The following is a 12,857-nucleotide window of genomic DNA, read 5'->3' on the forward strand; positions in this document are numbered from 1 at the left end:
AAAATTATGAAAAATATAAAATATTTATGGCTATTGGCCGTAGCATTAGGGTTAACGGCCTGTAATGACGAAAGTGATTTTGAAGACATGTTAGACAATCCTGAACCTGCTGCTGAATTAGAAGTAGCAACCGCAGGGAGTGCCAATTTCTCAACATTTGTCTCTTTAGGAAATTCTCTTACCGCAGGATATGCAGATGGTGCGCTTTACAAAATCGCTCAAGAAAATTCTATGCCAAGTATTATGGCAGAGCAATTTGCTAAAGTTGGAGGAGGTGCTTTTACGCAGCCTTTAATGGAAGATAATATTGGAGGCTTATTGGCTGGTGGATCTCCACTTTTAAACCCAATGACTGGAGCAAATTTGTTTCCTCCTAGATTATATCTCGGATTTATCAGGAGCTGATCCAGCACCAGTAAGATTAAACGCCAATTCAACTACTGACATTGTTACAAATAACCCAACAGGCCCTTTTAATAATATGGGAGTACCAGGTGCTAAAAGTTATCATTTATTAGCGCCAGGATATGGAAATTTAGGAAATGTCTCATTAGGATTAGCTAATCCGTATTTTGTAAGAATGACTGGAGCAACTCCTAATGCCAGTGTTTTAGAATTAGCAATGGCACAAGCGCCAACGTTTTTTTCTTTATGGATAGGTAATAACGACGTATTAGGTTATGCGTTATCTGGTGGTGATGGTAGCGATCCAATTACTCCTGTTGCAGGCCCTCCTGGTTTTGGTTTCGATCAAAGTTATGGCGCACTAATTGCTACCTTAACTTCTAACGGAGCTCAAGGGGTCGTAGCTAATATTCCGGATGTCACTTCTATTCCACATTTTACCACGGTTCCTTATAACCCTATACCTTTAAATCAAGCGTCTGCAAACGCTTTAAATGGAGCTTATGCTCAATATAACGGCGGTCTACAACTAGCAGCTCAAGGTGGGTTGATCGATGCAGACGAGTTAGAGAGAAGAACGATTACTTTCTCTGTAGGAGAAGGAAATGCCATGGTATTAATTGATGAGGACTTAACTGATTTATCAATGAGTGTTGGTTTACCAAACTTTAGACAATCTACTAAAAACGATTTATTCGTTTTACCACTGTCGTCTTTAATCCCTCAAGGCTATGGCACGCAAATTCAATTAGAAGACAAATGGGTGTTAACACCTGAAGAACAACTGGAAATTAAAACAGCTACAGATTTATTTAACTCAACTATAAAAGCTCAGGCTGATGCTGCTGGTTTAGCATTTGTAGATGCTAATAGCTTATTAAATCAATTAGCCGCTTCTAATTTACCTTCAGGGAATTATGTATTAAACTCAAATTTAGTAACTGGTGGCGCTTTTTCTTTAGACGGCGTTCATCCAACATCTAGAGGCTATGCACTACTGGCTAACCAGTTTTTAAAAGCTATTGATGTTACTTATGGTTCCAATTTTGAAGCTTCAGGTAATCTTGTAGATATCGGAAATTACAATACAAACTATTCGGCTGCTTTGCAATAAGCCAAACGAATTTATCTTTAAAAAAACGCCTTCATAATGAAGGCGTTTTTTATGCGTAAAAAAGCTTAAAAAACAACTTTCATTTTAAATTAAATCTCCTATCTTTGCACGCGAAAACAAATCGTGTTTTCGAACAATTAAATAGCATAATATTAAATAGATAAGTAATGTCAAAAGTTACAGGTAAAGTTGCTCAAATAGTAGGTCCGGTTATCGATGTTGAATTCGCTGCTGGTGCCGAACTTCCAAAAATTTACGACTCATTAGAAATTAACAGACCTGATGGTTCTATTTTAGTACTAGAAGTACAATCTCACATTGGTGAAGATACTGTACGTACTATCGCCATGGATTCGTCTGATGGTTTAAGTAGAGGAACAAAAGTAAACGCTACTGGTGCTCCAATTCAAATGCCTGTAGGCCCTGATGTTTATGGACGTCTATTTAATGTCATTGGAGATGCTATTGACGGTTTAGGTGATTTACCTAAAGCAGGAGATGCTGGTTTGCCAATTCACAGACAAGCACCTAAATTTGAAGATTTATCAACATCTACAGAAGTATTATTTACTGGTATTAAAGTCATCGATTTAATTGAACCTTATGCAAAAGGTGGTAAAATTGGATTATTTGGTGGTGCCGGTGTAGGTAAAACCGTATTAATACAAGAGTTGATTAACAATATTGCAAAAGGCCACGGTGGTCTTTCTGTATTCGCAGGAGTAGGAGAAAGAACACGTGAAGGAAACGATTTATTACGTGAAATGTTAGAGTCAGGAATTATCAAATACGGTGATGACTTTATGCATTCTATGGAAGAAGGTGGATGGGATCTTAAAAAGGTGGATAAAAATATCATGAAAGAATCGAAAGCGACTTTCGTTTTCGGACAAATGAATGAACCACCAGGAGCACGTGCACGTGTTGCTTTATCCGGCTTAACCATTGCAGAATATTTCCGTGATGGTGCTGGTGAAGGACAAGGAAAAGATGTTCTTTTCTTCGTCGATAACATCTTCCGTTTTACACAAGCGGGTTCTGAGGTATCTGCATTACTAGGACGTATGCCTTCTGCTGTAGGTTACCAACCAACATTAGCCACAGAGATGGGAGCGATGCAAGAGCGTATTACTTCAACAAAAAGAGGTTCTATTACTTCTGTACAAGCGGTATATGTACCTGCAGATGATTTAACAGATCCAGCACCGGCAACAACCTTTGCACACTTAGATGCAACAACAGTATTGTCTCGTAAAATTGCTGAGCTTGGTATTTATCCAGCGGTAGACCCGTTAGATTCTACATCAAGAATTTTAACAGCAGATATTTTAGGTGATGAGCACTACAATTGTGCACAACGCGTAAAAGAGCTATTACAACGTTATAAAGAATTACAAGATATTATTGCCATCTTAGGTATGGAAGAATTATCTGAAGAAGATAAAATGGCGGTAGGTCGTGCACGTCGTGTGATGCGTTTCTTATCTCAGCCGTTCCATGTTGCTGAACAGTTTACAGGACTTAAAGGTGTTTTAGTAGATATTAAAGAAACAATTAAAGGATTCAATATGATTATGGATGGTGAATTAGATCATTTACCGAAGCTGCTTTTAACCTTAAAGGATCTATTGAAGAAGCTATTGAAGCTGGAGAAAAAATGTTAGCTGAAGCGTAATTAGTTAATGGTTTATAGTTGTTGGTTTCTAGTTTATCAACAACCACAAACTAATAACAAACAACTATAATATATGTATTTAGAAATCGTATCACCGGAAGCTACTTTGTTTGCCAATGAAGTAGATTCTGTAACAGTACCAGGGGTAGATGGTGAATTTCAACTGTTGAATAATCACGCAGCCATTGTATCCCTTCTAAAGGCTGGTAACATCAAAATTCATGGTAATGTTACTTTAACCGAAGATGTTGCTAATAAATTTATTACAACAGGAAATACAACGTCTTTAGCAATCCAATCTGGTACGCTTGAAATGAAAGATAACAAAGTTATTATTTTAGCAGATTAATTATTTTAAAGATAAAAAAAAAGGCATAGAATTCGTTCTGTGCCTTTTTTTCATTTATAGAATCTAAACTTAATCCTTAACCAATTTTTTATGAAACAAATTTACTTAACGCTTATAGTGTCCCTACTATATATTTATAAGGGAACTGCCCAATCTTATATTGGTCTTTTATCTGATAATTATAGTGGTATTCACGGTATCATATCAAACCCTGCAAATATTGCCGATTCAAGATTTAGAACCGATATTAACTTGGCCGGTGCTAGTGCTATTATAGGCAACGATTATGCAGCGATTAACTTTAATAGTTTATTCGACTCCAATTACGATTTTGATAATGCAGCTAAAACCCCAAAGGCTAAAAACAACTTTTTTGGTAATATTGATATTCTAGGACCCGCTTTCATGTTCAATCTTAACAACAAAAGCGCTATAGGTCTTTTTACCAGAGGACGGGTGTTTTATAGTATTAACGATATTAGTGGCGAAACCTTTGACAATTTTATTAATGATGACATAGAGGACAATAGCGATTTCTCAATTGACGAAGACAATTTTAGTTTTACCGCTAATGCATGGGCAGAAATAGGGGTCACTTACGCGCGACAAATAATAGACAACAATGAACATTATTTAAAAGGAGGAATTTCTCTAAAATACTTGCAAGGTTTTGGTAATGTCTATACTAATGGAGAAAACGTTTCTATAACGTATGATGCCGATGGTACAAACCCTACTGACGGGAGTATAACCTCTCAAGGCCAACTCTATTATGGTAGTAGTAGCAGTAATGACTTTGAGGATTTTGAAGTTATTAGCGAGTCTAATGGCTTTGCGATAGATTTAGGTTTCGTTTATGAATGGAGACCCGATTACAAGATCTACCACATTTCTAATGCAAATGGAGATACGGTATTAGCAAAAGACAAAAATAAATATAAATTAAAGTTTGGTTTATCTTTAACGGACGTTGGAAGCATTAATTATAAAGAGGGAGAAGAAGACGCTTACGACATTAACAATACTATTTCTGAAAGTGATTTTAACTCTTCAGATTTTGATGAAGTATTAGATGCCTTTTATACCAAAACAGCAACCAATGATGCCACCAAGGCGACATTACCTTCAGCCTTACATGTTAGTGTAGATTGGAATATAAACAATAAATTCTATGCCAATTTAAACAGCGATTTTTCATTGGTTTCAAGAACAAAAGTGAATACCAATAGAGTCGCAAACGTTACCTCATTAACCCCAAGATTTGAGAGTAAATGGTTTAGTTTTTATTCTCCAGTGAGTTATTTACAACACAGTGGGTTTCAATGGGGAGCGGGCTTACGTGCTGGACCATTATATCTAGGTTCCGGTTCTATTCTCTCATTATTAATTAGTGATAATTCTAAAGCTGCTGATGTTTATGCTGGTTTGAAAATTCCTGTTTATCAGTCTAGACCCAAAGATACAGACGGCGATGGTGTTATTGATAAATTAGATCTCTGTAAAGAAGTAAAAGGTCCTGTTGAAAATAGTGGTTGCCCCTTTGAAGACACAGATGGTGACACCATTTTAGATAAAGATGATGCATGCCCTGAACAAGCTGGACCAATAGAAAATAATGGGTGTCCATGGAAGGATACTGATGGTGACACCATTTTAGACAAAGATGATGCATGCCCAAATGCTATAGGCACTGTTGAAAACAACGGTTGCCCAGATACCGATGGTGACTCCGTTATTGACAAAGATGATGCATGTCCGCAAGTAGCAGGAGCTGTTGAAAACAAAGGATGTCCATTTAAAGATACCGACGGGGATCGTGTTTTAGATAAAGATGACGCTTGTCCTGAGGTTGCGGGGACAGTAGAAAACAAGGGGTGTCCTGAGGTTACTGAAACCGTTCAAAAGGAACTTAATAACTTTGCCAAAACAATTTTATTCAATTCGGAAAGGCAACCTTTAAAACGAATTCCTACGCGGCACTAAATGACATTGTAAGTATTCTAAAAGAATACCCAAATGCTAATTTCATGGTAGAAGGCCATACAGATAGTGTAGGTAGTCTTGCTAATAACCAAAAATTGTCTGAATCAAGAGCCAATGCAGTTAAAACCTATTTGATTAGCAATACTATAGACGCATCAAGATTAACCGCCATTGGATATGGTGAAACCAAACCACTTGTAAATAATAATACCGCGCAAAATAGAGCTGTTAACAGACGCGTAGAAATTAACGTCATTAAATAATTTATTAGTAAGACCTTAAAAAAAACGCGAAACATTAATTTTTCGCGTTTTTTATTTATTTAACTGACACAAATCATCAGCACATTACCAAATGAGTTTCCTTATTGCTTCAACCATTCTTTTCGGTTCTTGACTGCAATTTTGTTATTTTCTTTTGAAATACTAATGGTATAATTAGGGTCTTCCGCTAACGTCACCTCGGTCTCTTTTGTTTTCCTGTTTCTTAAGTATATCATCTTTAAAACCCCAATTTTTAAACCATTCATAAGACTTTCGATTGTATTGGTTGCCTCTCGGTTTTATGCCGTTGACACTTATAATTTCATCTCCTTTTTCTAAACCTGCTTGATAGGCTGGGGTTCCTATTTTCGTGTTTCTAGACACTAGATTATTATTAAACGAAGCGCCTATATACTTCTTTTTTGAGTCCTGCTCTATCGTTAAACCAACGGTTTCAAATAAGGTTTTATAATCGGGCATCTCACTTTTATAAATATAAGTATTGAAAAAACCGTCTCCAAAATCAGTTCCCGCATAGGCATTTAAAACGGCATTAAGGTCTTTTATAGTATAAGGGATTTCTGTTTTACCATAAGTAGCCCAAACCTGTTTCATATACGTATCTAAATCCAAACCTTTTTGGCGTAATGATAGATCCAATGCTAAGCCTAGAACACTCCCATAAGAATAATAAGAAATAAAAGTATTGTCCCTGTTCACCGGATCTATAGATGATGCTGCATCTACAAAGGGTGCCTGAAAGCTCATCTCTATAGGGTTGAAGAATTGTCGCGCCGGAGAGTTCCATACATAGTTGAACGTCCCATTTAATCCGGAAACATAAGCTTCTGGCGTAATAAGTCCCGCTCTACACAAAATAAGATTGGTATAATAACTGGTAAAACCTTCGGCAAACCAAAGGGCCCCACTCATATTGGCGTCTTCAAAATCGAAAGGCTCTAATGCTGCTGGACGGATGCGTTCTACGTTCCACGCGTGAAAAAATTCATGAGACACCGTACCAATATTACCTTCCATTCCGCCTTCACTCAAACCTTCTTTATCTGTTAAAATGGTAGAGTTTCTATGCTCCATGCCGTCGCCACTCACATGGTTCAAATAACAGGCTAGAAAAGTATACTTACCATAATCGAAGGTTGGTAATTCGCCATAGACCGCTTCCTCCGCTAATACTATTTTCTTAACCTTCTCGAAATAAGTATCCAACATTTTTTCACTGCCGTCATGGTGTAATACAAATTCTATTTCTTGTCCCTTGACCTCAAAACTGCGTGTACTATGGTTACTCAATTCTGTAGGGCTATCCATAAAATACTGCAAGTTTGGAGCCCTGTAAGTCGTAGCCTCTTTTAAAGGTAATTGAGTCGCTATTTTCCAATTTAGATCAGCTCTTGGCATAAAGGTAATTTCCATCGGTTTGTCACTTAAAGAAGGTGCAAACATAAAAGTTGCTGGAATATTCAAGTGCGCATGGGTTTCGTCTATTTGGCTATAGGTGCCATCGGCTCTATCAGCAAACAAGGTATAAGAGACTGTTACTGCACCATCATGGTTTTGAATTTCCCACGCTTGTGGATTTATTCGATTGATGTGTAATGGTTCTCCTTTACTATTATAAGCCTTAACATGATAGACATTTTTAGCAAAATCGTGAATTGCATAACGTCCTGGCGATGTTCTGCTCATTTGTACTACAAGTGAGGTATCCTTTAAATGGGTATACGCTATTTCAATAGTTGCTTCGTGGTGTCCTGCGTTTTCAAAACTTATCGTGTAGCTCGTGTTTTGTGCGAAAACAAAAGTGCTGCAAATGGTAAGAAGTATAGAAAATAGTGATTTCATTTTTTATAGTTAAAAATTAAATTGAGGAATTGGGATATGCGTTATACTTTTTTAATCACATTAGTAACAATACCCCAAATTAAAAAGTTATTATCCTCTGTTATATGAATAATAGGATACTCGGGTTTTCTGGTTGCAACCAAACTTCATCTTTAGAAACCCGCAAACGTTTTACCGTAAACTCGCCATCTAAAAAACAAACGGCTATTTTGTTGTTTTCTCGGCGCTAAACTTCTATCTATAACCAATAAATCGTTATCATCTAATCCAGCTCCAATCATAGATTGTCCACTTACCTTAGCATAAAACGTGGTTTCTTTATTCTTTACTAAAGTTTCATCTAAGGAGAGAGGTTCTCCTTTAAAATCGTCTGCCGGCGAAGGAAACCCCGCTGAAATTCCAGTATCAAAAAAATGTCCTGCTGCATTAGCACTGGGCTCAGGGGTGAAGAAAGTTAAACTTTCACATTGGAGAGTTATCATATAAACGTGTGTTTTTCCAGTTTTAAAGATAGACATAACTGTTCTAATTACATCATGACTTGTCATTAAGGAAAATTTTATTAGTTACACATATTTATAATTACACGCTGCAGCCCTCAGTACAGTTCCTAATCAAGTGTTATCTCAAAATAAAAACACATGCGACTACAATTGCCAGCTATTTTCTAAGTTGCAAATAGCACAGCATTCCGCATCAAATTTTAAATCTCTAGGATTATAACTTCCCAAAGCTGATCATTTGAGGTATACTTGCTTAGGACCTTAAACCCAATAGACCTATGAGCCTCGGAAGAGCGTGTGTTTTTACTATCGACTTCTGTTATAATCGCATGAAATTCATTACTAAGTTCCTTTGCCATATATAAGTATAAGCCTCTAAAAACTCCCATTCTCCTGTAGCTTTTATCGATGCAAATTTGTCCCATAGCAATATAATTTAGCCTCCTGTTTTGACCACTCAAGACATGATCTATTTCATTGAACATGGGTATCAACAAAGGCATGTCGTTTTTGAACGCCTGAAGCATAGAAAGAGCATACCCTATTACTTTGCCTTCATGTTTTGCAATGCAATGGCCACAAGCGTCATTCATTTTTTTCAATAGGTCAAAATCATGCTGCAACGTGACGAAGCCTTCTTTTTGCTTTACCTCATCAGAAATTAAATCGTGTAAATTTTCTTTCTGAAGTTTTAAAATAGCCTCGAGTTCGTCAATGCTTTTTGCTCTATGATAGGTGATTCCGAAGCCATAACTTTTCGTTTTATATAAAAATATAAAATTAATCTGCTATATACTCTAAAATATCACTGGGCTGGCATTCCAATGCTTTGCAAATCGCTTCTAAAGTAGAGAATCGAATCGCCTTGGCCTTCCCTGTTTTTAAAATAGACAGGTTCGCGGTGGTAATACCAACAAGATCTGCCAACTCATTACTTTTCATCTTACGCTTGGCTAGCATAACATCTAGGTTTACAATTATAGACATGCTTAGATGGTTAATTCGTTTTCTTGTTGTATTTGAAACCCTTGTTTAAAAACGGAAGCAAGGAATAAGGAAAAAATAACAAGCATTATGTGCAATGGTAGTCCTGGTGCGACCTCCATAAACTCAAAATCGTAAATCAAAATCGATACTAAAACATTAAAAGCAGGTATTACAAGGTTTAATACTGCAAAAATATTGAGATACTTTACGGCTTTTGAGGTGAATATTTTTTCCTTTCTAAATGTGTTTAGTAGTAAGCCTAGAGGAATTAAAAATCCTAAATACCCCAACATTGGGAGTATATTTAAAAGTACAGGTATATCATCTTTAAATAATAAATCTGGTATAAATTGAAAGAATATAAACACAACAAATAGCAAGCACAAAAGAACTACATAAAAAAGCAGTGTTGACAGTGAGCGTTTTCCAAACATTTTTAATTTCATATGTTTCATAAGTTATATCGTTAGTTCGTTATCTTTTTGGATTTGAAACCCTTGTTTAAAAATTGCCGCTATAAATAACCCAAACACCCCTAAAACTATCAACGGAAATATTGGCACAATATCTTGGGCCCAATATCCTTCAAATTTTAATGACAAAAGAATGACAAGCACCATTAAAAAATTAATACCGGCGAATAAATACAAATAAATAACAGTTCTTTTAGTGAAAATCTTTTCCGTTTTAAATGCTCTAAATATTAAAATTAGCATATAAAAGAAAACTATCTTAGGTATAAAAAAGAAGGAAATTTTAGATATGGAATTTAAAGCCGTAAATGCTTTTAAAAGATCTGAAAAAAATGTACCGACAAAAAAAATCACTGACAATAGAAAACAGACAATAGAAAGCCAAAAAAACAATGCTGATACAGAGTGTTTTCCAAACATTTTTAATTTTATATGTTTCATAAATTATATCGTTAGTTCGTTTTCTTGCTTTGCTGTTTTTGCTATTTTAAAGGTTTCACTTAGTACCAAGAAGAACAACCCCAAACAAACCATAAATAGATAGGGACTCAAACCAAAATTGAGTGTCAAACTATTTTTAAAAAAAAGATAAAAACTAAAGGAGATAAGAGCTGCCGAAATTCCTGAAACCAAAAGTAATTGTCCGATTCTCTTATAACTACCAATAACATAATCATCAAAGGGTTTCCGGTTTTGAAAATACCGTAGTGTCTTTCTAAACAAATAAAAGCTGTAAATGCAAACAAATAACACGGAAACTACCAATAACGCTACGATTTTTAAATACCAAGGCGTAATAATAAGGCCTTGATTAAGCACATTAAATGTTTTCAGTACCCCCTCGTTAAAAAACATATAGACCGAAAAAAATAGGGCTATAGGAATTAAGGGTAAGCAGGTGACAATCCAAATAAAGTCTACCAGTGCTTTTAAAATAATGAGTTTTTTCATATTTAAATGCATTAAAATTATTGTTTTACGATAACAAATATATAATAATTATTGATAAACAATAACTATTTATTAAAAAAGAATAAAATTAATCTTTTAGACCTCCCAGGTTTTCAAATCCTGTGGGGTCTTTGTACCTTTGGTTTGTGATACCTAAAAAACTTCAAAACAAGCTAAATCAACGTGAAGCAGAAAACGCCATTCGCAAATTAGGCGTACAAAATAAACTGGTGGATTTTGCCTCTAACGATTATTTAGGTTTTTCTAAGAATGATGCTATTTTTAGAGCTTCTCACAACTATTTATTAGTCAATAATATTGTAGAGAATGGTGCCACCGGTTCACGTTTACTTTCGGAAATCATCAATTATATAATACCGTAGAAACTCAATTATGTGAATTTCACGATAGTGAAGCCGCATTAATTTTTAACTCCGGTTATGACGCCAACTTAGGGTTTTTCTCCAGTGTACCTCAACGCGGTGATATTATTTTTTACGATGAATTCATTCATGCCTCTATTCGTGACGGAATAAAAATGAGCGATGCCAAAGCCTACAAGTTTAAGCACAACAATTTAGACGATCTAAACAAGCAGCTGCTTCGACAAGCTCAGCATGACAGCGAGATCTATATTGTTACAGAATCTGTGTTTTCAATGGATGGGGACACCCCTAATTTAAAAGGGTTTGCTCAATTTTCAAAAGAAAATGCTTGTCATTTAATCATTGACGAAGCGCATGCTATTGGTGTTTGTGGGAAACAGGGCGTAGGCTTGGCCCAAAGCATAGAAACCTTTGCAAGAATTATCACTTTTGGGAAAGCCGTTGGTTGCCATGGCGCCGCTATTTTAGGAAGCCAAGACTTAAAGCAATACTTAGTTAATTTTTCTCGCCCTTTTATTTACACCACTGGTCTGTCACCACACAGTCTAGCAACGATATCCTGTGCTTATAAAGCGCTTCAAAATACGCCTCAAATTGACAAACTCCATCAAAACATTTCCTTTTTTAAATCTGAAATAAAAAGACTTCAGTTAAAAAACAAATTCATAGAAAGCAACTCGACCATTCAATGTTGCATAATACCTAATAATGAAACGGTAAAAACTATTGCCAAGCATTATCAAAATAAAGGATTTGATGTCAAGGCCATTTTATCACCAACGGTTGCAAAAGGACAAGAACGTTTGCGTTTTTGCTTACATGCTTATAATACTAAAGACGAAATCTCTCAAGTTTTAAACTTACTCACTACCTTTGTTTAAAATGATACCATATTATGATCGATAATTATACGATATTAACGACGTTTCCCTACTCTTCCGAAGCGCAAATAACCAAATCTAAACTGGAGGCAGAAGGAATTCGCGTGATGTTATTAGATGAAAAAACCATAGATTCCGATCCTCTAATTAGTCAAGCCATTGGGGGTGTTAAATTATTAGTTTATAATGAGGATGCTGAAGACGCTTTAAAAATATACAATAGGATCAGGCTCTATGAAACAGATAAAACAGGTGATGCTATTGTTTGCCCAAACTGCCAATCAACAAAAATACTAATAGCAGAACTCACGCGAAAAAATATTTTTTATATGTTATTTCCGTTTTTTGAAAAAACAAAGTTCCGTTGTAATGTTTGTAATACTATTTTTTAAATGAACACTTATTTTATAACAGGCATCTCCACCGAGGTTGGTAAAACCCTCGCATCGGCAATCATCACTGAAGCTTTAGAAGCCGATTATTGGAAACCTATTCAAGCTGGTGAGCTCGATACTTGTGATACTAAAAAAGTAAAACAATTAGTCTCTAACCAAACGTCGCAATTTCATAAGAATGCCTACGCTTTAAAATCACCCATGAGTCCGCATGCTGCTGCAGAACTAGACGGTGTCGTTATTGATTTAAAAAAAATAACCGCGCCAAAAACAAAAAACCACTTGGTCATCGAAGGTGCTGGCGGACTATTAGTCCCTTTAAATAATAAACAAACGATTATAGAGCTTATAAAGCCTCATTATAAAGTGATTGTCGTCTCAAGACACTATTTAGGCAGCATAAATCATACCCTATTAACAGTACATTTACTCAAAGAAAAAGGCTTTGAAGTCGCTATTGTTTTTAGTGGAAACGAGCATAAAACTACAGAAGCTATTATAAAAAAAATGACTAACGTTCCTATCATTGGTCGTATTGAAGAAGAACCTTATTTTGATAAAAACGTGGTTTTAGAGTATGCTACTCAGTTCAAACCTGAACTATTAAAATTTTAATACCACTTCGGGCT

Annotated in this window: 12 protein-coding genes and 5 pseudogenes; 10 read left to right on the forward strand and 7 right to left on the reverse strand. The window is 35.7% G+C overall.

The features are described 5' to 3' along the window. Positions 1-6: 6 nt before the first annotated feature. The 6 genes and pseudogenes from N7U66_RS21890 to N7U66_RS11345 all read left to right on the forward strand — a co-directional run. Positions 7-405, forward strand: coding sequence for a hypothetical protein (locus N7U66_RS21890; RefSeq protein WP_313791193.1), 399 nt, complete (start codon positions 7-9; stop codon positions 403-405). 76 nt (positions 406-481) lie between these two features. Beyond that, on the forward strand, positions 482-1,519 hold the full coding sequence (locus N7U66_RS11325; RefSeq protein ID WP_313791194.1) for a hypothetical protein: 1,038 nt from the start codon (positions 482-484) through the stop codon (positions 1,517-1,519). 167 nt (positions 1,520-1,686) lie between these two features. After that, positions 1,687-3,194, forward strand: a pseudogene (gene atpD, locus N7U66_RS11330) (F0F1 ATP synthase subunit beta). A 73-nt stretch (positions 3,195-3,267) separates the two neighbouring features. Continuing rightward, positions 3,268-3,543 carry a FoF1 ATP synthase subunit delta/epsilon gene (locus tag N7U66_RS11335; RefSeq protein WP_267675392.1) on the forward strand — a complete coding sequence of 92 codons (276 nt, stop codon included), beginning with the start codon at positions 3,268-3,270 and terminating at the stop codon, positions 3,541-3,543. A 90-nt stretch (positions 3,544-3,633) separates the two neighbouring features. After that, positions 3,634-4,848: pseudogene (locus N7U66_RS11340) on the forward strand (DUF5723 family protein); the annotation flags it as partial. A gap of 153 nt (positions 4,849-5,001) precedes the next feature. Beyond that, positions 5,002-5,789: pseudogene (locus tag N7U66_RS11345) on the forward strand (OmpA family protein); the annotation flags it as partial. A 174-nt stretch (positions 5,790-5,963) separates the two neighbouring features. On the opposite strand, the gene N7U66_RS11350 reads toward N7U66_RS11345, so the two are convergent. The 7 genes and pseudogenes from N7U66_RS11350 to N7U66_RS11380 form a co-directional block, all read right to left on the reverse strand. Further along, a complete protein-coding gene (locus N7U66_RS11350; RefSeq protein ID WP_313791195.1) occupies positions 5,964-7,652 on the reverse strand; it encodes a M61 family metallopeptidase in 1,689 nt (562 codons plus the stop codon). A gap of 41 nt (positions 7,653-7,693) precedes the next feature. Further along, positions 7,694-8,134: pseudogene (locus N7U66_RS11355) on the reverse strand (LexA family protein). A gap of 221 nt (positions 8,135-8,355) precedes the next feature. Continuing rightward, on the reverse strand, positions 8,356-8,778 hold the full coding sequence (locus N7U66_RS11360) for a GNAT family N-acetyltransferase (RefSeq protein ID WP_267675393.1): 423 nt from the start codon (positions 8,776-8,778) through the stop codon (positions 8,356-8,358). A 157-nt stretch (positions 8,779-8,935) separates the two neighbouring features. Then, entirely contained in the window at positions 8,936-9,142 is a 207-nt protein-coding gene (locus N7U66_RS11365; protein ID WP_044400739.1) for a helix-turn-helix domain-containing protein, read from the reverse strand. A 2-nt stretch (positions 9,143-9,144) separates the two neighbouring features. Beyond that, complete coding sequence (locus N7U66_RS11370; protein ID WP_267675394.1) at positions 9,145-9,588, reverse strand: DUF2975 domain-containing protein; 444 nt, start codon at positions 9,586-9,588, stop codon at positions 9,145-9,147. Positions 9,589-9,600: 12 nt separating this feature from the next. Further along, positions 9,601-10,056 carry a DUF2975 domain-containing protein gene (locus N7U66_RS11375; RefSeq protein ID WP_267675395.1) on the reverse strand — a complete coding sequence of 152 codons (456 nt, stop codon included), beginning with the start codon at positions 10,054-10,056 and terminating at the stop codon, positions 9,601-9,603. Positions 10,057-10,059: 3 nt separating this feature from the next. Continuing rightward, positions 10,060-10,566, reverse strand: a complete 507-nt coding sequence (locus tag N7U66_RS11380) for a DUF2975 domain-containing protein (protein WP_267675396.1) — start codon at positions 10,564-10,566, stop codon at positions 10,060-10,062. Between the two features lie 146 nt (positions 10,567-10,712). On the opposite strand from N7U66_RS11380, the gene N7U66_RS21895 reads away from it, so the two are divergent. The 4 genes and pseudogenes from N7U66_RS21895 (at position 10,713) to bioD (ending at position 12,843) form a co-directional block, all read left to right on the forward strand. Beyond that, the gene (locus N7U66_RS21895) at positions 10,713-10,949 is read left to right on the forward strand and encodes a hypothetical protein (RefSeq protein ID WP_313791196.1); all 237 of its coding nucleotides are present in this window, start codon (positions 10,713-10,715) and stop codon (positions 10,947-10,949) included. Positions 10,950-10,978: 29 nt separating this feature from the next. Beyond that, positions 10,979-11,833, forward strand: a pseudogene (locus N7U66_RS11385) (aminotransferase class I/II-fold pyridoxal phosphate-dependent enzyme); the annotation flags it as partial. 14 nt (positions 11,834-11,847) lie between these two features. Then, positions 11,848-12,225 (forward strand): putative signal transducing protein, encoded by a 378-nt coding sequence (locus tag N7U66_RS11390; RefSeq protein ID WP_267675397.1) that lies wholly within the window; start codon positions 11,848-11,850, stop codon positions 12,223-12,225. Then, positions 12,226-12,843 (forward strand): dethiobiotin synthase, encoded by a 618-nt coding sequence (gene bioD, locus N7U66_RS11395; protein ID WP_267675398.1) that lies wholly within the window; start codon positions 12,226-12,228, stop codon positions 12,841-12,843. It begins immediately after the preceding gene. Positions 12,844-12,857 lie beyond the last annotated feature (14 nt).

Origin of the sequence: Lacinutrix neustonica, from assembly GCF_026625145.1 — a bacterium.
GTDB classification, from domain to species: domain Bacteria; phylum Bacteroidota; class Bacteroidia; order Flavobacteriales; family Flavobacteriaceae; genus Lacinutrix; species Lacinutrix neustonica.

Bases quoted from the DNA above. Each gene is read 5' to 3' on its own strand.
- N7U66_RS21890 (WP_313791193.1), top strand. From the start codon at position 7: ATGAAAAATATAAAATATTTATGGCTATTGGCCGTAGCATTAGGGTTA.
- N7U66_RS11325 (WP_313791194.1), top strand. From the start codon at position 482: ATGGGAGTACCAGGTGCTAAAAGTTATCATTTATTAGCGCCAGGATAT.
- N7U66_RS11335 (WP_267675392.1), top strand. From the start codon at position 3,268: ATGTATTTAGAAATCGTATCACCGGAAGCTACTTTGTTTGCCAATGAA.
- N7U66_RS11350 (WP_313791195.1), bottom strand. From the start codon at position 7,652: ATGAAATCACTATTTTCTATACTTCTTACCATTTGCAGCACTTTTGTT.
- N7U66_RS11365 (WP_044400739.1), bottom strand. From the start codon at position 9,142: ATGTCTATAATTGTAAACCTAGATGTTATGCTAGCCAAGCGTAAGATG.
- N7U66_RS11370 (WP_267675394.1), bottom strand. From the start codon at position 9,588: ATGAAATTAAAAATGTTTGGAAAACGCTCACTGTCAACACTGCTTTTT.
- N7U66_RS11375 (WP_267675395.1), bottom strand. From the start codon at position 10,056: ATGAAACATATAAAATTAAAAATGTTTGGAAAACACTCTGTATCAGCA.
- N7U66_RS11380 (WP_267675396.1), bottom strand. From the start codon at position 10,566: ATGAAAAAACTCATTATTTTAAAAGCACTGGTAGACTTTATTTGGATT.
- N7U66_RS11390 (WP_267675397.1), top strand. From the start codon at position 11,848: ATGATCGATAATTATACGATATTAACGACGTTTCCCTACTCTTCCGAA.
- bioD (WP_267675398.1), top strand. From the start codon at position 12,226: ATGAACACTTATTTTATAACAGGCATCTCCACCGAGGTTGGTAAAACC.